Origin of the sequence: Pseudoduganella flava, from assembly GCF_007830495.1 — a bacterium.
Classification (GTDB): Bacteria; Pseudomonadota; Gammaproteobacteria; order Burkholderiales; family Burkholderiaceae_D; genus Rugamonas; species Rugamonas flava.
The window spans coordinates 120,911-141,645 of the sequence record NZ_VLKW01000009.1 but is presented as its reverse complement, the minus strand read 5'-3'; the positions used below and the strand labels follow the sequence as shown (position 1 = coordinate 141,645).

General features: G+C 68.5%; 17 protein-coding genes and 1 riboswitch. Of the genes, 3 read left to right on the top strand and 14 right to left on the bottom strand.

The window, feature by feature from the left end; genetic code table 11:
• Window positions 1–16: 16 nt before the first annotated feature.
• Together ribH and ribBA are read right to left on the bottom strand one after the other, a co-directional pair.
• The gene (gene ribH, locus IP92_RS21540; protein WP_145878976.1) at window positions 17–505 is read right to left on the bottom strand and encodes a 6,7-dimethyl-8-ribityllumazine synthase; all 489 of its coding nucleotides are present in this window, start codon (window positions 503–505) and stop codon (window positions 17–19) included.
• A 30-nt stretch (window positions 506–535) separates the two neighbouring features.
• Window positions 536–1,645 carry a bifunctional 3,4-dihydroxy-2-butanone-4-phosphate synthase/GTP cyclohydrolase II gene (gene ribBA / locus IP92_RS21535; protein WP_145878974.1) on the bottom strand — a complete coding sequence of 370 codons (1,110 nt, stop codon included), beginning with the start codon at window positions 1,643–1,645 and terminating at the stop codon, window positions 536–538.
• 249 nt (window positions 1,646–1,894) lie between these two features.
• Here ribBA and IP92_RS30270 point away from each other — a divergent pair, with 249 nt between their 5' ends.
• Together IP92_RS30270 and IP92_RS21525 are read left to right on the top strand one after the other, a co-directional pair.
• Window positions 1,895–5,380 (top strand): EAL domain-containing protein, encoded by a 3,486-nt coding sequence (locus IP92_RS30270; protein ID WP_145878972.1) that lies wholly within the window; start codon window positions 1,895–1,897, stop codon window positions 5,378–5,380.
• 115 nt (window positions 5,381–5,495) lie between these two features.
• Complete coding sequence (locus tag IP92_RS21525) at window positions 5,496–6,368, top strand: SMP-30/gluconolactonase/LRE family protein (protein WP_145878969.1); 873 nt, start codon at window positions 5,496–5,498, stop codon at window positions 6,366–6,368.
• Window positions 6,369–6,377: 9 nt separating this feature from the next.
• Here the strand turns inward: IP92_RS21525 and IP92_RS21520 are convergent, their stop codons facing one another.
• A complete protein-coding gene (locus IP92_RS21520; RefSeq protein WP_145878967.1) occupies window positions 6,378–8,114 on the bottom strand; it encodes a cation:proton antiporter domain-containing protein in 1,737 nt (578 codons plus the stop codon).
• A gap of 128 nt (window positions 8,115–8,242) precedes the next feature.
• Here IP92_RS21520 and IP92_RS21515 point away from each other — a divergent pair, with 128 nt between their 5' ends.
• Window positions 8,243–10,009 carry a DUF885 domain-containing protein gene (locus tag IP92_RS21515; RefSeq protein WP_145878965.1) on the top strand — a complete coding sequence of 589 codons (1,767 nt, stop codon included), beginning with the start codon at window positions 8,243–8,245 and terminating at the stop codon, window positions 10,007–10,009.
• A gap of 107 nt (window positions 10,010–10,116) precedes the next feature.
• Here the strand turns inward: IP92_RS21515 and IP92_RS21510 are convergent, their stop codons facing one another.
• From IP92_RS21510 to glyA, 11 genes are all read right to left on the bottom strand, one after another.
• Window positions 10,117–11,055 carry a hypothetical protein gene (locus IP92_RS21510; RefSeq protein ID WP_145878963.1) on the bottom strand — a complete coding sequence of 313 codons (939 nt, stop codon included), beginning with the start codon at window positions 11,053–11,055 and terminating at the stop codon, window positions 10,117–10,119.
• Window positions 11,056–11,063: 8 nt separating this feature from the next.
• Window positions 11,064–11,696: a riboflavin synthase gene (locus tag IP92_RS21505; protein ID WP_145878961.1), complete on the bottom strand. Its 633-nt coding sequence runs from the start codon at window positions 11,694–11,696 to the stop codon at window positions 11,064–11,066.
• Between the two features lie 25 nt (window positions 11,697–11,721).
• On the bottom strand, window positions 11,722–12,816 hold the full coding sequence (gene ribD, locus IP92_RS21500; protein WP_145878959.1) for a bifunctional diaminohydroxyphosphoribosylaminopyrimidine deaminase/5-amino-6-(5-phosphoribosylamino)uracil reductase RibD: 1,095 nt from the start codon (window positions 12,814–12,816) through the stop codon (window positions 11,722–11,724).
• A 3-nt stretch (window positions 12,817–12,819) separates the two neighbouring features.
• Entirely contained in the window at window positions 12,820–13,425 is a 606-nt protein-coding gene (locus IP92_RS21495; protein WP_145878957.1) for a GspH/FimT family pseudopilin, read from the bottom strand.
• Window positions 13,353–13,820 (bottom strand): type IV pilin protein, encoded by a 468-nt coding sequence (locus IP92_RS21490; protein WP_145878955.1) that lies wholly within the window; start codon window positions 13,818–13,820, stop codon window positions 13,353–13,355. Before IP92_RS21490 ends, IP92_RS21495 begins: the two co-directional genes overlap by 73 nt.
• Entirely contained in the window at window positions 13,817–15,952 is a 2,136-nt protein-coding gene (locus tag IP92_RS21485) for a pilus assembly protein (RefSeq protein WP_145878952.1), read from the bottom strand. The genes IP92_RS21490 and IP92_RS21485 overlap by 4 nt, the downstream gene beginning before the upstream one ends.
• 241 nt (window positions 15,953–16,193) lie before the next feature.
• Window positions 16,194–16,736, bottom strand: a complete 543-nt coding sequence (locus tag IP92_RS21480) for a pilus assembly PilX family protein (RefSeq protein ID WP_229418905.1) — start codon at window positions 16,734–16,736, stop codon at window positions 16,194–16,196.
• A 61-nt stretch (window positions 16,737–16,797) separates the two neighbouring features.
• Window positions 16,798–17,721, bottom strand: coding sequence for a PilW family protein (locus IP92_RS21475; protein WP_229418904.1), 924 nt, complete (start codon window positions 17,719–17,721; stop codon window positions 16,798–16,800).
• Window positions 17,718–18,257: a type IV pilus modification protein PilV gene (pilV, locus tag IP92_RS21470; protein WP_199271826.1), complete on the bottom strand. Its 540-nt coding sequence runs from the start codon at window positions 18,255–18,257 to the stop codon at window positions 17,718–17,720. Before pilV ends, IP92_RS21475 begins: the two co-directional genes overlap by 4 nt.
• Before the next feature lie 329 nt (window positions 18,258–18,586).
• The gene (nrdR, locus tag IP92_RS21465; protein ID WP_145878950.1) at window positions 18,587–19,054 is read right to left on the bottom strand and encodes a transcriptional regulator NrdR; all 468 of its coding nucleotides are present in this window, start codon (window positions 19,052–19,054) and stop codon (window positions 18,587–18,589) included.
• 73 nt (window positions 19,055–19,127) lie between these two features.
• On the bottom strand, window positions 19,128–20,372 hold the full coding sequence (glyA, locus tag IP92_RS21460) for a serine hydroxymethyltransferase (RefSeq protein ID WP_145878948.1): 1,245 nt from the start codon (window positions 20,370–20,372) through the stop codon (window positions 19,128–19,130).
• A gap of 106 nt (window positions 20,373–20,478) precedes the next feature.
• A riboswitch (ZMP/ZTP riboswitch) is annotated at window positions 20,479–20,588 on the bottom strand.
• Between the last annotated feature and the right edge of the window lie 147 nt (window positions 20,589–20,735).

Sequence of the window (20,735 nt, the reverse complement as noted above, 5' to 3'; positions counted from 1 at the left end):
TTCAGTTCCTTCAGTATTACTCGTCGTCGCCGGTGTCCTGGTACAGCTCTTCCAGCGCGATCGACAGGTTCGCCATCTCGACGGCGACGCGGGCCGCGTCGGCGCCCTTGGTGGCCATGCGCACTTCGGCTTGCTCGTCGTTTTCCGTCGTCAGCACGGCGTTCGCGATCGGGATGCCGAAGTCCAGGCCGATGCGGGTGATGCCCGCGCCGGATTCGTTCGACACCAGTTCAAAGTGATAGGTCTCGCCGCGGATCACGGCGCCCAATGCCACCAGCGCGTCGAACTGGCCCGATTCGGCCATCTTCTGCAGCACCAGCGGGATTTCCAGCGCGCCCGGCACGGTCACGTGCAGCACGTCCTCGTCCGCCACGCCCAGGTGCTTCAGCTCGGCCAGACATGCCGACAGCAGGCCATGGCACACGTCTTCATTGAAACGTGCCTGGACAATACCGATGCGCAGGCCTTCGCCGTTCAGGTTGGTTTCGTAGGTTCCTACGGTCATGACTAGCCTCTTCTTCAATAGTGGAATGGGTTACGCTTCGGGTTTGGCCAGGTAGCCGGTCACTTCCAGGTCGAAGCCCGTCATCGACGGCATCTTGCGCGGGCTCGCCAGCAGCTTCATCTTGCGCACGCCGATCTCGCGCAGGATCTGGGCACCGATACCGTAGGTGCGCAGGTCCATGCTGGCGGCGCGGCCCTGCGGCCTGGCGTCCTTGTTCAGGGCGGCCAGCTGGCCGAACAGCTGCTCGGCCGTCTCGCCGCAATTGAGCAGCACCATCACGCCCTGCGGCGACGCCTTGATCGCCTTCAGCGAAGCGGACACGTTCCACGAGTGCGTCGTCGCTTCCGTCTCCAGCAGGTCCAGGATCGACACCGGCTGGTGCACCCGCACCAGCGATTCGCGCTCCGGCGACATCGTGCCGTGCACCAGCGCCAGGTGGGCCGCGCCGCTCGGCTTGTCGCGGAACGCGATCATGCGGAAGTCGCCGTGGGTCGTGCGCAGCTCGCGTTCGGCCACGCGTTCGACCATGCACTCCTTCTGGCTGCGGTAGTGGATCAGGTCGGCGATCGTGCCGATCTTCAGGCCGTGCTCCTTGCCGAATTCCAGCAGGTCCGGCAGGCGCGCCATCGTGCCGTCGTCCTTGACGATTTCACAAATGACGGACGCCGGCGTCAGCCCGGCCATCGCCGTCAGGTCGCAGCCCGCTTCCGTGTGGCCGGCGCGCATCAGCACACCGCCCTTGACGGCGCGCAGCGGGAAGATGTGGCCCGGCTGGACGATGTCGTCCGGTTTCGCGTCCTTCGCGACAGCCACCTGGATCGTGCGGGCGCGGTCGGCCGCCGAGATGCCGGTGGTGACGCCTTCCGCCGCCTCGATCGACACGGTGAAGTTGGTGCCGAACGACGTGCCGTTCCGGCTCGTCATCATCGGCAGCTCGAGGCGGTCGCAGATTTCCTCCGACAGCGTCAGGCAAACGAGCCCGCGCGCATAGCGGATCATGAAGTTGATGGCTTCCGGCGTGACGAAATCCGCCGCCAGCACCAGGTCGCCCTCGTTCTCGCGGTCTTCTTCATCGACCAGGATCACCATGCGGCCGGCGCGCAACTCGGCGACGATTTCTTCGGTGCTGGAGATAGACATGTATTGAATCCTTAGCGTGTTTCCTAACCCTCTATTTTAAAGGATTTGTCGCGCAGTATCGGAACAATCGCCGTCCGCCGGCCATTTCGGCCACCCGGGCTGTCGCGTTGCCTGATGAACCAACAAACAAATAGGCGAACTCTACCGTGCGGCATATGATCGCCAGGCGGGCAACATCCGTGCGCCCGCCGCCCGGGTGGCGGAGTAGCATGATTTCACAACAATGGAGCGCATTGTCGAAAAGGCACCATGGCCACCATACTGATCGTCGACGACCGTCCCACCAACCGTGATTACCTGCTGACCCTGCTGGGCTTCACCCCGCATACGGCACTGGAAGCCGCCGACGGCGCCCAGGCGCTGGAGCTGTGCCTGCGTCATCGGCCGGACCTCGTCATCACCGACATCCTGATGCCCACGATGGACGGCTACGAGTTCGTGCAGCGCCTGCGCGCGTCGCCGGACATCGCCGGCACGCCCGTGATCTTCTTCTCGGCCACCTATTCGATGCCGGAGCTGCGCGCAATGGCGGCCACCTGCGGCGTGCGCACCGTGCTCCCGAAACCGGCCGAGCCGCCGGCGATCCTGGACGCGATCAACGACGAACTGGGCCTGGAGCACGCCTACCCCGCCCTGCCCGGCGAGGTCGCGCGCGCCGTGATGCCGCCGCCGGCGCCCGCTCCCGCACTGGGCCCCGCGCTGGGTCCCGACGCCACGGTGGAACGGATGGCGACCCTGCACGAGCTGTCGCTGCGCCTGAACGGCGAACGCGATGCGTCGACAATGGCCGCGCGCTTCTGCCAGGGCGCCGCATCGATCCTGCAGGCGGACATCGTGGTGCTGTGCCTCCTCGACGTGCACGAGCACAGCGTGCAGCACGTGGAAGCGGTCGGCGTCGACGCGGCGCTGCTCGATCCCGCGCTGATCGACCGGGCCGTATTCCCCGGCGTGATGATGAACCGGCGCGAAGTGCTGCGTGCCTGCCGCGAACAGGGCGACCTGCCGGCCTTGCCGGGCGGGCATCCGCCCGTCCACAGCCTGCTGGGCCTTGCGGTGCGCGACCAGTTCCACCTGTACGGCTGGCTGTATGCGGCGAACCGCCGCGGCGCGCCGTGCTTCGACGCCGCCGACGAACAGTTCAGCCGCATGCTGTCCGCGCAGCTGGCCGTCGCCTACGAAAACATGAACCTGTACGAGGTGGTGCAGCGCCATGCCGCCCAGCTGCAGATGGAGGCCGCGGCGCGCCGCAGTGCCGATGCCGCGCTGCGCGCCAGCGAGGCCCGCTACCGCGCGATGACGCAATCGGCGCCGGACGCCATCATCGGCTCGGCGCAGGACGAGCGCGTGCTGCACTTCAACCGCGCCGCCGAGGCGATGTTCGGCTACGCGGAGGACGAGATCGTCGGCAAGCCGATCACGCTGCTGATGTCGGAACGCTCGCTGGCGGAACACCGCGAACGCGTGTCGCGCTACCGCAAGACGCGCGAGCGTTCGTACAGCACACGCACCGTCGAGATGCACCTGAAGCGCAAGGGCGGCGAGGAATTCACGGCCGAGCTGGCGCTGTCCGTCGTCAACGTCGACGGCGAGGCGATCTTCACGAGCATCCTGCGCGACACCACGGCGCGCCGCGCGCTCGAGGAGCGCCTGCGCCTGTCGGCCCAGGTGTTCGACAGTACCCAGGACAGCATCACGATGACGGACGCGCACGCGAACATCATCGCCGTCAATCCCGCCTTCGAGCAGACCACCGGCTACACGGAGCGCGAAGTGATCGGCCAGAATCCGCGCCTGCTGCGCTCGGGCCGCCACGACAGCGCGTTCTACCGCGCCATCTGGCACAGCCTGGAGACGCAGGGCCAGTGGGCCGGCGAGATCTGGAACCGGCGCAAGAACGGCCAGGTGTATCCGGAGCGGATCCGCATCAACGTCGTCAAGGACCAGCGCGAGCAGGTGTGCGCGTACGTCTCCGTGTCGAGCGATATCAGCGCGCTGAAGGAAGCGCATACCCAGGTCGATTTCCTCAGCAACCACGATCCGTTGACGTTGCTGCCGAACCGGAACCTGCTGAACGACCGCCTGCAGCTGGCCCTCTCGGCCGCGCAGCACGGCGGCAACCAGGTCGCGCTGCTGCTGTTCGACATCGACCGGCTGCAGCGCATCAACGACGCGCTGGGCCATGCCACCGGCGACGCGCTGCTGCAGGAGATGGCGGCGCGCGCGGCGCGCATCGTGCCGCCCGGCGACACGCTGGCGCACCTTGGCGCCGATGAATTCGCGATGGTGCTGACGCGCTTCCAGGGCGTCGACGACATCATCGTCATCGTGCGCAAGCTGATGGAACAGGTGGCGCAGCCGGTCCACCTGGCCGGCCAGGACCTGTACGTGACGACGTCCGTCGGCATCAGCATGTCGCCGCGCGACGGCCTGACGCCGGGCGCGCTGCTGACGGGTGCGGACGTGGCGCTGTCGCACGTGAAGGACAACGGCCGCAACAACTTCCACTTCTACACCGGCGAGATGAACGCCCACGCGCTGCGCTGGATGTCGCTCGAGGTCCACCTGCGCCACGCCGTCGAGCGCAACGAACTGCGCCTGTACTTCCAGCCGCAAGTGGCGCTGGCGGACGGCCGCGTCACGGGGGTCGAGGCGTTGCTGCGCTGGCAGAGCGCGGAGCTGGGCATGGTGCCGCCCGGCGACTTCATCCCGCTGGCCGAGGACAGCGGCCTGATACTCGACATCGGCAACTGGGTCATCGAGGAAGCGTGCCGGCAGATGAAGGCATGGCACACCAAGGGCCTGCCGCCGATGACGGTTGCCGTCAACGTCTCGGCGCGCCAGTTCGCAATGGGAACCGTGCCCGCGGTGGTGCGCAAGGCGCTGCAGGAAAACGGCGTGGCGCCTCGCTGGCTGGAGGTGGAGCTGACGGAAAGCGTCATGATGCACAACAGCGAGCAAACCCAGATGCAGCTGAACGAACTGGCGGCGATGGGCGTGTCGATCTCGCTGGACGACTTCGGCACCGGCTACTCGTCGCTCGGCTACCTGTCGCGCTTCCGCCTGGACAAGCTGAAGATCGACCAGACCTTCGTCAAGAATATCGTGACCGATCCGCGCAGCGCGGCCATCGCACGCGCCACGACGGCGCTCGCGCATGGCCTGAACCTGGTCGTCGTGGCCGAAGGGGTCGAGACCGAGGGCCAGCTGGCCTTCCTGCGCGACATGGGTTGCGACAAGATCCAGGGCTACCTGTTCAGCCGCCCGCTGCCGGTCGACGAACTGGCGGTGCTGCTGCTCGAGCAGCGCATGCTGGCCGCGGTGGCGGTGCCGCCGCGGCCGGCCCGCACCTTGCTGCTGGTCGACGACGAACCGGGCGTGCTGCACGCGCTGGAACGGGCATTCCGGCGCGAGGGCTACCGGACACTGCTGGCCACCAGCGCGCGGCAGGCGCTGGAACTGTTGTCCGTCAACGACGTGCAGGTGATCCTGTCCGACCAGCGCATGCCGCAGATGGACGGCACCGAATTCCTGGCGCGTGCACGCGACCTGTATCCGCACACGGTGCGGATGATCCTGTCGGGCTATGCGGACCTGACCACCATCCAGCAGGCGATCAACCGGGGCGCGATCTACAAATTCCTCAGCAAGCCGTGGGACGACGACGAGCTGCGCCAGGTCGTGCGCGAAGCCTTTGTCCAGGCGGAGCGGAACCGCACGCAGAGGCAGATGGCATGACGACCGATAACCTGATTGCCCCCTGCGATCACTTTTCCAATCGACCGGCGCGCGCCGCTACCGGCTCCACGTGAATTCCGGTAAGGTAGTGCTTCGTTCAACCCGCCTCCTTGCTATGACCCCTGAATGCCTGTGGCCATTGGGTGCCGAACTGGGCGAAGGCCCCGTGTGGATCCCCGAACAGAAGCGCCTGTATTTCGTCAACCTCGTCGGCAATACGCTGCATGCGCTGGCCCCCGCCAGCGGCGCGCAACATGCATGGCCGCTGCCCGATTACGTGTGCTGGCTGGTGCCGCGCCAGGACGGCGACGGCTGGATGGCCGGCCTGCGCGACGGCATCGTGCGGCTGTGGCTCGAACCAGAAGTGCGCTTCGAGTACCTGCACCAGCTGCCCGGCGCCGACACCGGCATCCGCCTGAACGACGCGAAGGCCGATGCGGCCGGCCGCATCTGGGCCGGCTCGATGAACGCGCACGACGTCAGCCGACCGGACGGCAAGCTGTTCCGGCTCGACCCGGACGGCAGCCTGCACGTCGCGCTGCCCGAATACCATATCTGCAACGGCCCCACGTTCAGCCTGGACGGCGGAACGATGTACCACAACGACAGCTTCCTGAACCGCACCTACGCCTACCCGGTGCGTGCCGACGGCAGCCTGGGTGCGCCGGCGCTGTGGCGCCAGTTCGCGGACGACGAAGGGTCGCCGGACGGCATGACGGTGGACAGCGAGGATTGCGTGTGGATCGCCCAGTGGGGCGGCGGCCGCGTGTGCCGCTACAGTCCGACCGGCGAGCTGCTCGCCACCGTGCCGATGCCGGTGCGCCAGCCCTCCTCCGTGGCGTTCGGCGGTGACGACCTGAAGACGCTGTACGTCACCAGCGCCTGGCAGGGTTTCGATGCCGCGGCACGGGAAGCCGACCCGCTGGCCGGCGCGCTGTTCGCGCTGCGCGTCGACGTGCCGGGCGTGCCGGCCGCCAGATTCGGCTGAGCGCCGGCGTTACTTCGACGGTGCTTCGGCGCCGTCGACGCGGGCGATCCGCTCCGCGCGCTCGACCTGGATGTGAAAGCCGGCCGCTCCTTCGGACATGCCGGCCGCGCTGAGCGCGAAGTGCGCCAGCTGCAAGCCCGATTCCACTGTTTCCGAAATCACCTGGTTCGCGCCGGCGTCCTTCAGCAGCCGGCCATGCTTCTCGTCGCGCGCCCGCGCGAAGATCGGGATCGCCGGATACTGCCGGCGCAGCGCCCGCACCGCGTGCAGCGCCGCTTTCGGATCGTCCATCGTCAGCACCACGCCGGCCGAACGGCCGATCCCCAGCCGCACCATCATGTCCGGCATCGATGCGTCGCCCGAGTACACGCGCGGCGAATGGCGCCGCTCCTCGGAGGCGAGACGGTGGTCGCGATCGACGGCGACATACTCGATGCCCTGGCGCGTCAGCACCTCGGCCACCAGGTGCCCCACCCGGCCGTAACCGCCGATGATGATGTGCCCCGCGCGTTCGACGTGGCCCGCCGGTTCGGCATCCGTGTGCCGCCGCCCATGGCTCGGCCAGCGCCGCGCGATGCGCGCGCCAAGCGCCGCGGCGCCGGGCGTGACGAGCATGCTGGCCGTCACCAGCACGAGCATGAACTGGCCGGTGGCCTCGCTGAGCAGGTGCGCGCCGACGGCGTAGCCGAGGATGATGAAGGCGAATTCGCCGCCCTGCCCCATCAGCAAGCCCGCATGCACGGCCTGGCCCCAGCCGAGGCGGCGCAGCAGCAGCGCGATGACGCCGCCCTTCACGGCCAGCAGGCCAACCACCGAGAGCGGCAGCCAGACGGGATTCGCGGCGATGGTACGCACGTCGAGCTCCATGCCGACCGACATGAAGAACATCCCCATCAGCAGGCCGCGGAACGGTTCGACGATCATCTCGACTTCGTACTGGAATTCCGTATCGGCCAGCAGCAGGCCGGCCAGCAGCGCGCCCAGCGCCATCGACAGGCCGGCGGCGGCCGTCGCGGCCGACACGCCCAGCGTCAGCAACAGGATCAGCGCCACGAACACTTCGGGCTGGCGCTGCACGGCAAATGCGGTGAACAGCGGGCGCGCCAGGCGCCGGCCGACGAAGTACACGAGCGCGATCGTCACGGCCGCCTTGGCGACGGCGACGAGGAGCGTCAGCCACAGCGCGCCGCTGTCGTTGCCGGCCAGGCCCTGGACGAGGATCAGCACGGGCACCACCGCAAGGTCCTGCAGCATCAGGATGCCGAAGCAGGCCTGCCCCAGCGGGCTGGCGAGGGCCTGGGCACGCGTCAACAGCTGCATGACGACGGCCGTCGACGACATCGCCAGGGTGATGCCGATCGTCAGCGCGCCCGCGCGCGGATTGCCGAACCAGAGCGCGATGGCGCCGATCGACACGGCCGTCAGCGTTACCTGCAGCACGCCGGTGCCGAACACGCTGCGCCGCAGCGCCCAGATGCGCGCCGGCGACAGCTCCAGCCCGATCATGAACATCAGGAACAGGATGCCCAGTTCGCCGAACGTCTTGATGTGCTCCACGTCGCGGAACGTGACGTCGGCCAGCCACGGCACCGTGTCCGCCCAGGTGCCCAGGCCGTTCGGCCCGAAGCACAGGCCGATCATCAGGAAGCCCAGCATCTGGTTGATGCGCGCCCGTTGCAGCAACGGCACGGCAAGCCCCGCGAGCAGCAGGAACAGCAGGGTTTCACGCAGGTCGGAGACGTTCATGGCAAGACGGGCGGACGATGGCTCAAATCCTAGCAGTGTAAGAGCAACGGACAGTACGGACAAGCTGGCAACAAGGATTACAATCGGCGCTTCGCCCCTTGGCGGGCATCGATCAGAAAGGGAGCTTCATGTCACGCGCCGGCCGCATCGCCACACTCACCGCCCTGCACCTTGCCTTGTTCGCCGCCGCCGGCTGCGCCGCCGCGGCGCCGGCCTGGGTCGCCAAGAGCGACGCCTACACCCAGCCCGTGTTGAAGGACACCGGCAAGTACCAGCCGGAGGATGCGTCGTCATTGGGCAACGAGGAATTCGACACCGCGGTGGCCGACTTCAAGCCGCGCGACTATGAACGCGAACTGGCCGACACGGAGCAGCGCCTGGCCGCGCTGCGCAAGCAACGCGCCGCGGAACCGGATGCGAAAGTGCGGCAGGACCTGGACATCCTGATCGACTCGCGCGAAAAGAAGATCGCGGCGATGAAGCTGGAACGCCAGTACCTGCTGGGCTATGTCAATGTGGGGGAACTGGTGTACGGCGGCCTGCAGGCGCTGCTCGACCCGCGCAACAAGCCGGAGCGCCAGAAGGCGGCGCTGGTGCGACTGAAGCGCTATGCGGGCCTGGAGCCCGGCTACACGCCGCTCGCCACGCTGGCCCGCGCCCGCGCCGAGGAGCGCCTGAAGCAGAAAGGCCTGATCGGCCCGTACGTCGGCGAGGTCGAGGAAGCGCTGAACAACAATGCCACCTACATGGACGGCATCGCCGAGCTGCTGCGCAATGCGAAGCTGACGGGCTGGGAAGCGGACCTGGATGCGCTGAAGGCACAGGTGAAGGCCTACGACGACTGGACCCGCGCCAGCATCCTGCCGCGCGCCCGCAAGGAAGTGCGCCTGCCGGCCGCGCTGTATGCGAACCGCCTCGTCAACGTGGGCGTCGACATCGCGCCCGAGCAGATGATCGAGCGCGCCAGCTTCGACTTCCAGGAAGTGCGCGACCAGATGCAGGTCGTGGCGAACGCGATCGCGGCGCAGCGCAAGCTGCCCTCTTCCGACTACCGCGCCGTGATCCGCGAACTGAAGAAGACGGCGATCCCGGCCGACCAGCTGCTGCCGTACTACCGCCAGCGCGTGAAGGAGATCGAGGGCATCATCCGCAAGCAGGGCATCGTCACGCTGCCGGACCGCGACGCGAGCATCCGCACCGCGACGAACGCCGAGGCGGCCCGTTCGCCGGCGCCGTTCATGAGCCCTCCGCGCCTGATCGGCAACACGGGCGAGTACGGCGAGTTCGTGATCCCGCTGGCGAACCCGAACGCCAAGTCAAAGGCGAAGATGGACGACTTCGACTTCGAGGCGATGGCCTGGACGCTGACGGCGCACGAGGCGCGCCCGGGGCACGAGCTGCAGTTCGCGTCGATGGTCGAACAGGGCATGTCGATCGCCCGCGCCAACTTCGCATTCAACAGCACCAACGTGGAAGGCTGGGGCCTGTATTCGGAAGCGACGATGCTGCCGTACATGCCGCCGGAAAGCCAGCTCGTGTCGCTGCAGGCGCGCCTGCTGCGGATGGCCCGCGCGATGCTCGACCCGATGATCAACCTGGGCCGGATGACGCCGGAACAGGCCAAGGCATTCCTGATGAAGGAGGTGGTGCTCTCCGAGCCGTTCGCGCAGTCGGAAGTGGACCGTTATTCGTACCGCGCGCCGGGCCAGGCGACGTCGTACTACTACGGCTACGTGAAGCTGCGCGCGCTGAAGACGCTGGCCGAGATCGAGCTGGGCGACAAGTTCGACCTGAAGGCGTTCAACGACTTCGTCATCGCCCAGGGCATCCTGCCGCCGGCGTTGCTGAAGGAAGCCGTGGTGCAGGACTTCATCGCGCCACGGAAGGCGCGCTGAATTGCCGAGTCCGTGTCTGCCGGACCAGTGGTCCGGCTGCCAGGCACCAGTGACACGTGCTGAACAATGACGGGTTCGGCGGAGAGAGCAGACTGAGCGGCTCGTCTCTATTGGCGGGGTTTCGGCTGCGGCGCGCGGCCGCCGTGGTGGATGCCGGCCGCTTCCAGTTCGGCCAGCATGGCGGGCGCGTACGCCGCGTTCAATGCTGCGCTGGGGTAGCGGTACAAGCCGCCATGCTCGGGCGCCAGCGGCGCGGCTTTCGCCAGCACCGCCTCGGCGGCCGTCCACAGACGCTGCACGTGCGCCATCATCTGCTTGCGCGCGACCAGCCGCTGCCACGCATCCGGGTCGCTGGTGCGCAGCGCTTTCAGGTACGCCACCGTGTAGAGCATGAAGTCGGCCATGCCGCTGATGTTACCGTCGATGGAGTTGGCGCGGCTGGCCATCTCGCGATAGACAGGCGTATCGGCGATCGCCACTTCGAACTCGGCGCCGGCGACGTGCGCGTTCAGTTCGTCGATCAGCGGGAAGAAGTCGCCCCGGTACACGTTCGGGTTGCCGAAATAGACGGCGTAGCGGCCGTTCGGCTGGGCCTTGAATTCGGCCGGGATCTCGCGCGCCGCGAGCGCAAACCCGGGCGCCTGCCCGCGCACGTAGTCGGTCACGTGCACCTGGCCGCGGAAGTGGAACACGGCGCGGTTGCCGTGGCAGGCCGACAGCGCGAAGTCCAGCATGTGGTTCGCTTCGTGGAAGGCCGTCAGCAGCGCCTGCAGGTCCATCGATGCGGCCTTGCGGATCCACCACATCACCTGCGGCTGCGCGGCGGAAAACAGCGGCCGCACGGAAGCGTATTCCGGGCCGGCCAGCAGCGCGGTCATCGCCGCCGTGTCGTTGCCCGACGCGAGCGCCGGATTGTCCCTGCACACTTCGCGGCCCGGCATCTTCTGCGGGCCGGCGGGTTCGAAGACGAGCGGCAGCACGTTGCCGTGCGCGGCCCCGCACAGCAGCAGGCCCGCCAGCAGCAATGCCTTGCCGCGCATCTTCATCGGCCCATTCAGCCGCGCTGCTGCGGGGCCTGGCCGGCCGACAGCATGCGCTCGACGTAGCGGGCGATCAGGTCCACTTCCAGGTTGACCTTGCCGCCCACCTTCAGGTGCTTCAAGGTGGTGACCTGGATCGTGTGCGGGATCAGGTTGATCGAGAAGCGGCAGCCGTCAAGCGTATCCTCGACGCGGTTGACGGTCAGCGACACGCCGTTGACGACGATCGAGCCCTTGAACGCCAGGTACTTGCCCAGCGCCTGCGGTGCCTCGACGACCAGCTCGTACGACTCGCCCACCGGCTCGAACTTGCGCACGGTACCCAGGCCGTCGACGTGGCCGGACACGAGGTGGCCGCCAAGCCGTTCGTTCAAGGTCAGCGCCTTTTCCAGGTTCACTTCGCCGATGGCGTCCAGCCCGGCCGTGCAGTTGAGGCTTTCGCGCGAGACATCGACGGCGAAGCTGTCCGCCGTTTTCTCGACGACCGTCATGCACGCGCCGTTCAGGGCGATCGAATCGCCCAGCGCCACATCGGCCATCGGCAGGCCGCCCGAGGTCACGACGAGGCGCACGCCTGCGTCATGGCCACCCGGCAGCGGGGTCACGGATTGGATTTTGCCGACAGCGGCGACGATTCCGGTAAACATGGGTGTGGTTCTCGTTTCGTATGGGTTAATGATGGAAGCGGGCCAGGATGCGCAGGTCGTCCCCCAGCATGCCGACCTGGTGGAATTTCAATGCATGGCGGCCGGCCAGCTCCGTCAGCGCCGGCAAGGCGAACATGCCTTGCGCGTCGCCGAGCAGCATCGGGGCCAGGTACACCAGCAATTCGTCGACGCAGCGCTCGCGCACCAGCGAGCCGTTCAGCTTCGTGCCCGCCTCGACGTGCAGCTCGTTGACCTGGCGCCGCCCCAGTTCGCGCATCAGCTCCGGCAAGTCGACCTTGCCTTGGGCATTGGGCAGCGTGAGGATCTCGGCGCCCGTGTCGCGCAGCCGCGCTTCCTTGTCGTGGTCGCGCACTGCCGCGACGATCCACGTGCCGCCGCCCTGCAGCACGCGCGCGTTGGGGTCGATGTCGAGCCGGCTGTCGACGACGATCCGGCGCGGCTGGCGCGGCGTCTCGACGGCGCGCACGTTCAGCTGCGGATCGTCGGCCTTCACGGTGCCGATGCCGGTCAGGATCGCGCAGGCGCGGGCCCGCCACGCATGGCCGTCGGCACGCGCCTGTTCGCCCGTGATCCACTGGCTCCGGCCATTGTGCAGCGCCGTCATGCCGTCCAGGCTCGCGGCCGTTTTCAGCCGCACCCACGGCAATTGCCGGGTCATGCGGGAGAAGAAGCCGATGTTCAGTTCATACGCCTCGGCGGCCAGCAGGCCCGACGACACTTCGATGCCCGCTTGCGCCAGCCGCGCCAGGCCCTTGCCGGCGACGAGGGGGTTCGGGTCTTCCATCGCCGCGACCACGCGGCCCAGGCCGGCGCGCACCAGCGCGTCACAGCACGGCGGCGTGCGGCCGTAATGGCTGCACGGCTCCAGCGTCACGTAGGCCGTTGCGCCACGCACGTCGATGCCGCGCCGCTCGGCATCCTTCAAAGCCTGGATTTCGGCATGATCCTGACCGGCCGGCTGCGTGACGCCGGCGCCGATGACGATGCCGTCCCTGACGATCACGCAGCCGATGTGCGGGTTGGGCGACGTCGTGTACAGCCCTTTTTCGGCCCACTGCAATGCCAGACGCATGCCGTCCAGGTCGTTCCTGATTTCCATATCCTATTCGCCGACCGCCTCGCAGGCGGAGTCCCGGGCCGGATCGCACAGGCGCGCGCGGCCCAGCATATTGATCGTGATGTTGCGCTGCGTACTGCCGAGTTGCAGCGTCAGCGTGCCCCAGTTGGCGGCCAGGTTGTTGCCGGCCCGGCAGCTGCGGCCCGCACTATTATAGGCGACATACCACGGCGGCGCAGCGAGCGTCAGCCGCGGCCGGACGCGCAGGCCGTCGGCCAGCGGCCCATGCCGGAACAGCACGCGCTCGCCCGGCCCGGGGCGGCCGTCGCCATCGGCGTCGGCGAATACCGTCCAGCCATCCTGCCAGCTGGCGCCGGCCGCATCGGCGGGCGCGACGACGATCGTTTCGCCCAGTTCGATCGCTTGCGAGCGGGCCAGGTGCAGGGCCGCCAGCAGATCCGCCGCCGCGGCGCGCACCGTGAAGCGCTCGAGCGTGGCGCGGAAATCCGGCACCGCGGCGGCCAGCAGGATCGCCCCGATGGTCATCACGACCAGCAGCTCGACGAGCGTGAACGCATTCAGCGCCAGCAGCGCGCGGCCGGGCCGGCGGCCAGGCGCTGGCCAGTGCTGGTCAGTATCAAGGTGTCGCATGCGGGGTCCCTGAAGCGAACGTCCACCCGGGCCGTGCCGGGCATGGCGATGAGCTGGACGCAGTCGGCGATGTCGGCGCCGTCGCAGGCCGCGGCGCGGATCTCGTAGGCGCTGGCGGGCGCGCTGGTGCCGGAGTACCAGCGAAACAGGCGCGCATCCGGATCGGCCGCATCCGCGTCGAACGCGATATAACGGTTGTGCTGCGTGAAGTAGCGCTCCTGCTGCTGCATCAGCGCCTGCAGCGCCGCCTGGGCCTCGGTACGCTTGGTGCGGATCACGTGCATCTGGAACGCGGGATACGCGACGGCCGCCAGCACGCCCGCAATGGCAACGGCCATCATCGCTTCGATCAGCGTGAATCCCTTGTCGCGCCTTGCGCCGGGGCGGCCGCTCATCGCGCCCTCCCTTGCACGGCAAAGCGGTGCAGCTGGCGCCAGTTGGCCACTTCGCGCCACGACAGCCGCCCGGCGGGCCACGTGGCAGCGCTGGCCCCTGCCGGCAGCGCCGCGCCGGCGACGGCACCGAAGCGCACCACCGCCGTCGTGTCGTGGACGGTCACGCGGCCGTCCGGCTGGCGCACGCTCCGGTTGCGCGGCCCCGGCAAGAGCAGCGCCTGGCCGTCGACGAAATCCGGTAGCAACACGCCGGTGCCGCCCTGTGTCAGCGGCAGCCCGTCGCCGCCCGTGGGCAGGCCGGCCAGCGCATCGAGCACGTACTGCCGGCTCGCGCTGTCCGCACACGGCGCACGGCCCGGCACGACGGTCGAGAACAGCAGTTTGCCGCCGACCAGCACGGCGCTGGCGATGCTGCGTTCGCCCGAAGCGGCCCCGCTGCTGAAGTCGAGGTACCAGCCCTGCGGGCGGTCGCCGCTGCCGATCGTCGCCCTCCTTCCTGCCACCACGAAGCTCGTGGCGTCGTCGGTGCCATCCGCGCGGCGCTCGACGAGGTCGGCACGCCGCAATGGCGCCGGGCGCGCGGGTGCCGCCGGATCGTCGTAGATGGCGTAGAACGACTGGGGCCGGAAACCGGCCGGATCGCGCTCGCCCCGGCCGTACAGGCTGCCCGTGCCGAACAGGACCAGGTAACCGCCGCCTTCCGCGTAGACGAGTTTCGGCTGCTGCGCGATCGGTTGCCGGTTGCCGGCCGCGTCGCGCGCGACGAACAGCGGCTGCCAGCCGGTGCGCTGCCGCCACGGCGCGCTCACGGTGAAATCGAAGCGCCACAGATTGCCCTGCATGTCGCCGGCATAGGCGTGCCGCAGCACGTCGTTGTCGTCGGTGACGATGGCCGCGGCACCCAGGCCATCCGGTAGCGCCGCGTCGCCCGGCGGGGTATCGATGCGGTAGTAGTTCGTATCGCGGCGCCACGGCTGCGCCGGCGGCTTGTCCAGCGCGAGCAGGAACAGCGCGCCATGGCCCGCACCTGCCACGTCATCGGCCGCGCCATCGGCCACACCGCTGTCGAGGCCATTCCCGACGACGGCAAAGTAGCGGTAGGCGGGGCGCCCGTCCGCGCTGCGCGCCGGCAGCCGGGCGACCTGCGCCGCCTGCATCACGTTGCCGAGCGCGGCATCGTCGCGGTCCGTGAATTCCCACAGTGCCCCGAGGCCGGCGGTGAAGTCGGCAGGGTCCGTCACGTCCAGCGCGAACACGCCCTGAGCGCCGCCGCCCGTGCTGCCGACGAGTACGCTGCGCCATTGCCCGCCGATCACCGCCTCCCCCGCCGCCAGCGGCCCGTCGACGTAGGCGCGGTGTACATAGGCCGGCGCCGTCAGCTCGCCCAACGCGCCGGCCAGCAGCGCCGGCACGTAGGCGAACAGCTCGCGCCCCGCTGCCGCGTCGAACGCATGCAGCATGCCATCGTTCGCGCCCAGGTACACGGCCTGCACGCGGCTGCGGGCACGGCGCGCGAAGGCGGCGTAGGCGCTGTCGGCGTAACGGCCAGCCGCCGCGCCGACGTACACGGGTGTGCCATGCACCGCATCGCCCAGCACGCTCGCGCGGCGCCGGAACGTGGTGCCTTCCAGCGTGCGGTCGCCGCGCAGCCAGGCCACGCGCGCCTCGCCCAGGCCGTCGCGCCCGCTGCCGGGCGGCGGCCGGGTGTCGAGCAACGCCCGCAAGCTGTCCGGCAATGCGCTCCACGTGAACGGCACCGTGCCGGCGGGGCCGGAAGTGTAGATGTGCCGCTGGGCCGGGTCGGTCGCGGCGAGCAGTGCGGCCGCGTCCCACGACGGGTCCAGCAGCCGGACGGCACCGTCGGCGTCGCGCACCACGGCCGCGCGGGTCAACGTGCCGCTGGCGGTGGCCAGGTCGAACGTCGTGCGGAACACGGCGGCATCCGGCCCGGCCTGGCCCCACTCGCCCGCCGGCACGGGCGCCAGCTGTTGCGCGGACACCGCGAGCGCGGGGCCGTGCAGCAGCTGCGGCCGGGTGCCGCAGGCCAGTGCCGGGACGCCGTCATCGAGCGTCACCGCGGGCGGTGCGGCGTGTGCCGGCACGATGCAGGCCAGCGCCAGTGGAAGCGCCAACGTTCGTACTGCGGAAAGCGCCGCGGACCGGGTCGCGGACTGCCTCGCGGATTGCCCCGCTGATCGTGGTGCAGACGTTGCCGCAGCCGGTTTCGCAGCCGGCGTCGCTGCCGATGCCGATGCCGATGCCGCAGCCTGCACCGCAGCGCAGCGCTGCCGCCGCCACGGCGCGCCCATGCCGGGGCGCCACGGCCTTGCTCGGCCGGGAACGGGTTGATTGCTCGTGCTGCCCATCCGCACCTCACTCGTCCGGGCGGCGATAGGCCGCCTGCAGCACGACCTGCGTCTCGTCGCGGCTGCCGAAACCAATCGCCGTGACGCGGTAGAAGAAGCGCGGCGCGGCGCCCACCTCTTCGCCGGGCCGGTGGTACGGCAGCCGTTCGATCACGTACCGCGGCCGCCGCAAAGGCAGCACGCCTTCGCCGGTTTCCATCGTCGCGCCGGTGAAGCGGCCCAGCGGCACGGCCGCGTCGCCCGCCGCCAGGTCGACCGTCTGCCACGGTGGCAGGTCGCCGGCCGCCTGCTGCGCGCACAGGCCGAGCGCGGGCCCGGTGCCGCATCCCGGCGCAAACCCGCCTGGCGCTTCCAGTGCCGTGGCCCGTTCGGCGACGGCGCCATCGATATCGTGTTCCGCATCCATCAACGCATCCTCCGCAGCTTGCAATGCCACCTGCCGATCGCGCTCGGCGCGCGCCGCCTTTTCGCCCATCAGCGCCATGCCCGCCGACGCGGCGCCCAGCAGCAGCACGGCCACCAGCATCAACAGGCTGACGATCAACGTCACGCCCCGCTGCCGCCGGGGCCTCCAGCACGGCGCGCCTGCGCACATCGCCCTTGCTTCCATGTCAGCCATCCCGGTTCCGCAGCAACACCGTCTGCTCGAACAGCCGCCGTGCGCGCAGCCGCAATGGCTGTGCGAGCAAGGCTTCGTCGATCACGGTGCCGGCATCGTCCGGCGGACCGGTGCCGCCGAACAGGTCGTAGCGCTCCGGCAGCGTGCCGGTGCGCGAGCCCGCCTCGCCATGCAGCAGCAGCGCGACGCGCACCGCCGCGACGCGCTTCCAGTGCGTGCGCCGGCGCAGGTCCTGCGCCCGTTCGGCCGCCGTTGCGCCGCTGGGCACGAGGGCACCATCGAGCGCCGCGATAGCGGTGGCGTTCAGGTAGCGATCGGGAATGCCGTCCGGCGGATCGCTGGTATCGAGGCCGTACAGGACCTGGAAACTGTCCACGCCACGCACGATCGCATCCGCATTCCAGTTGCCGGACTGGGAGCGGTACTTGCAGCGCAGCTCCGTCTCGCCATCGTCCGCCGTGCCCACGTAGAAGATGCTCCAGCCGGGTTCTGCGGTGCCGACGGCGAAGCCCGCGCAATCGATCACGGAGCCGTAGCCGGCCACGGTTCCCGCCCCCGTGAAATGCACGGCCAGCACGTCGCTGCCGCCGGGCAGCGGCTGCGCCCCGGTGGTGCCGGCAGCCATGCGCGGCAACGTACGCGCATCCAGGCCCTGGACGCCCGCGTCCCCATCCGCCGCCGGCAGCGTGCCTTCCAGGTCGGCCCATGCGGCCTGCCGCAACGCCTGCGCGATCGCTTCCAACGCGTAGCGGCCGCCATCGTTCAGCCGTGCGTTCGCGCCGTGGTTGACGAAGTCGTGGTTCGCGACAAGCAGCATCGCCGACGCGACCAGCGTCACGAGCAGGCCCAGCACGAGCGCCACCATCATCTCGACGAGGCCGATGCCGCGCTGGCACCGATGGCAAGCGGCCATCATGGCGCCACTCCCGCGACGGCGATCACGGCGCCGGGCGACGGGTCGTCGACATCGCCGTCCGGCGTGCCGTCCGGCCGCTTGCCGCGCCAGCCGACCTTGATGACGACCGGCGCCGCAGGCTCGCCGCTGCACTCCCAGCGCAAGCGGCCATCCGCCCACGTTTGCGCGTCGCGGCAGATGCGCGCCCGGCCGGCGGGCAGCGCGGTACGCACCTGGCGTTTCAGTTCGTAGATGTCCAGTTGCGCGAGCTGGCCTGCGTCGCACGCTGCATCGAGGCACAGCGCGCCGGGCCGGCTGGGCACGGGTTCGGCGTGCGCATCGTATTGCGCGGCAAGGTAGACGGGCAGCTGGGCAGAATTGGCGCGGATACGCTCCGCCATTCCGGCGGCGAGCCGCGTAGCGGTCGACAGCAGTGCCGATTCGTGCCGCGCGCGCATCGCATGCAGCTGCATCGCCGTACCGCCGATCAGGCCCACCGCCAGCACCAGCACGGCGATCAGCACTTCCAGCAACGTGAACCCTTGCATGCGACACATCGGCGGCCTCCTCCCTTGTTTCGGAGTTCAAGTTAGCCGTCAGCGGGGCTCAGCGGTTGAGGCGTATCAAGGACGAGCTGGACTGATCGAAAATTTCTGGAGGGAACTTGCGGATGGGGGTTGCGCAAGGAGAAGAACGCTGGGCGCGCGGGCGCCTGCCGCAGCCGGCGGAAAAGGGGCTGAAAAACGGGGCTGAAAAAGGGGCTGAGTGGGCGCGCCGTGCGCGGTGCGGCCAAGGCAGCCGATGCCTAGCAGCCGATGCCTAGCAGCCGACGCCCAGGCAGCCGATGCCTAGGCAGGCCAGGCCTGCGCAGCCGGCCCGAAGCGACCTACTCCTGCCGCTTGCGCTCGTGCCCCGCCTCCTCGATGGCATCCTGGAATTCAGCCAGGTCTTCGAAGTTCTTGTAGACGGAGGCAAAGCGGATGTAGGCGACCTTGTCGAGCCGCTTCAATTCCTGCATCACGAGTTCGCCGATGTAATTCGAATCGACCTCGCGCTTGCCGCTCGTGAGCAGCTTTTCCTCGATCGACTGCACGGCGTTGTCCAATGCCGCGGCCGCCACTGGGCGCTTGCGCAACGCAAGCATCAGGCTGCCGCGCAGCTTCGCTTGCGCGTACTCGGTTCGGCTGCCATTTTTTTTGACCACGAACGGCATCGAAAGTTCAATCCGTTCGTACGTGGTGAAGCGCTTGTCGCACTTGCCGCAGCGCCGGCGGCGCTTGATGGCATCCCCCTCCTCCGATACGCGCGTATCGAGGACGTGGGTTTCATCATGCTGGCAGAACGGACATTTCATGAGACGGATCAGGTGAGGATGAAAAAGGCGCCGGCCCTCGCGAACCGGCGCCCCGATGGTAACAACGCGGGGATCAGGCGTAAACGGGGAACTTGTCCGCCAACACCTTCACGGCGGCCTTCACGCGCTCGATCGTGGCGGCGTCATGCGGGTTGTCCAGCACGTCGGCGATCAGGTTGCCCACTTCTTCCGCCTCGGCTTCCTTGAAGCCGCGCGTCGTCATCGCCGGGCTGCCCAGGCGGATGCCGGACGTCACGAACGGCTTCTGCGGGTCGTTCGGAATGCCGTTCTTGTTGCAGGTGATGTGGGCCGAACCCAGGATCGCCTCGGCTTCCTTGCCGGTCAGGTTCTTCGCACGCAGGTCCACCAGGAACACGTGCGACTCGGTGCCGCCGGACACGATGCGCAGGCCGCGCTTGATCAGCGTCTTGGCCAGCACGTCGGCGTTCTTGATCACTTGCGCCTGGTAAGCCTTGAACTCCGGCGACAGCGCTTCCTTGAACGCGACGGCCTTGCCGGCGATCACGTGCATCAGCGGACCACCCTGGATGCCCGGGAAGATCGCCGAATTGATGATCTTCTCGTGCTCGGCCTTCATCAGGATGATGCCGCCGCGCGGGCCGCGCAGCGACTTGTGCGTCGTCGACGTGACGAAGTCGGCGTGCGGCACCGGGTTCGGGTACAGGCCCGCGGCGATCAGGCCGGCGTAGTGGGCCATGTCGACCATGAAGTAGGCGCCGACGGCCTTCGCCACCTTGGCGAAGCGCTCGAAGTCGATACGCTTGGAGAACGCGGACGCGCCGGCGATGATCAGCTTCGGCTTGTGCTCGTGGGCCAGCTTTTCCATCGCGTCGTAGTCGATGTCCTCTTCCGCGGTCAGGCCGTACGACACGACGTTGAACCACTTGCCGGACATGTTCAGGCCCATGCCGTGCGTCAGGTGGCCGCCTTCGGCCAGCGACATGCCCATGATCGTGTCGCCCGGTTTGAGCACGGCGAAGAACACGCCCTGGTTCGCCTGCGAGCCGGAGTTCGGCTGCACGTTGGCGGCTTCCGCGCCGAACAGCTGCTTGACGCGGTCGATCGCCAGCTGCTCCACCACGTCCACGTATTCGCAACCGCCGTAGTAGCGCTTGCCCGGGTAGCCTTCGGCGTATTTATTCGTCAGCTGCGAACCCTGCGCTTCCATCACGGCGGGCGACGTGTAGTTCTCGGACGCGATCAGCTCGATGTGGTCGTGCTGGCGCTTGTTTTCGTTCTGGATGGCGCCGAACAGTTCCGGGTCGATGGCGGCGAGGGTGTGATCTTTTGCGAACATGAATTAACTCCGATTAGGACTGGCAGATAGGATCGAATGAGGAATGCCGAGGCAAGCTATGTCAGCGCAAAGCAGCCCGGGCGCGCACTCATCCGCGCGATTCCATCGTGGCTGCCCAGGCGAACGGCTGTTGAGACGCCTCACGTTCCCCGGTGGAGCCCCACCTTTCGCACGCCGTGAATCCAAGCACGCTTTTCGCCAGTTACGTGAGACATAAATGGAGTGGCGATTGTATGTGATGTGCTCCATCTGAGCAAGGAAATGGCAGGACTGGCAAGCCCGAACGCCTCCCGCCGGCGCTGGTAGCGCGAGCAAAACTGACATTTCGGCTACAATCAGCCGGTTCACACATCGCTTTGCATG

Coding starts and splice junctions, on each gene's coding strand:
- IP92_RS21475 (WP_229418904.1), bottom strand. CDS start 17,721: ATGATGGCCGCTTGCCATCGGTGCCAGCGCGGCATCGGCCTCGTCGAG.
- IP92_RS21490 (WP_145878955.1), bottom strand. CDS start 13,820: ATGAGCGGCCGCCCCGGCGCAAGGCGCGACAAGGGATTCACGCTGATC.
- IP92_RS21520 (WP_145878967.1), bottom strand. CDS start 8,114: ATGAACGTCTCCGACCTGCGTGAAACCCTGCTGTTCCTGCTGCTCGCG.
- IP92_RS21525 (WP_145878969.1), top strand. CDS start 5,496: ATGACCCCTGAATGCCTGTGGCCATTGGGTGCCGAACTGGGCGAAGGC.
- glyA (WP_145878948.1), bottom strand. CDS start 20,372: ATGTTCGCAAAAGATCACACCCTCGCCGCCATCGACCCGGAACTGTTC.
- IP92_RS21505 (WP_145878961.1), bottom strand. CDS start 11,696: ATGTTTACCGGAATCGTCGCCGCTGTCGGCAAAATCCAATCCGTGACC.
- IP92_RS21515 (WP_145878965.1), top strand. CDS start 8,243: ATGTCACGCGCCGGCCGCATCGCCACACTCACCGCCCTGCACCTTGCC.
- pilV (WP_199271826.1), bottom strand. CDS start 18,257: ATGTGTCGCATGCAAGGGTTCACGTTGCTGGAAGTGCTGATCGCCGTG.
- ribH (WP_145878976.1), bottom strand. CDS start 505: ATGACCGTAGGAACCTACGAAACCAACCTGAACGGCGAAGGCCTGCGC.
- IP92_RS21495 (WP_145878957.1), bottom strand. CDS start 13,425: ATGCGACACCTTGATACTGACCAGCACTGGCCAGCGCCTGGCCGCCGG.
- IP92_RS30270 (WP_145878972.1), top strand. CDS start 1,895: ATGGCCACCATACTGATCGTCGACGACCGTCCCACCAACCGTGATTAC.
- ribD (WP_145878959.1), bottom strand. CDS start 12,816: ATGGAAATCAGGAACGACCTGGACGGCATGCGTCTGGCATTGCAGTGG.
- IP92_RS21510 (WP_145878963.1), bottom strand. CDS start 11,055: ATGAAGATGCGCGGCAAGGCATTGCTGCTGGCGGGCCTGCTGCTGTGC.
- ribBA (WP_145878974.1), bottom strand. CDS start 1,645: ATGTCTATCTCCAGCACCGAAGAAATCGTCGCCGAGTTGCGCGCCGGC.
- nrdR (WP_145878950.1), bottom strand. CDS start 19,054: ATGAAATGTCCGTTCTGCCAGCATGATGAAACCCACGTCCTCGATACG.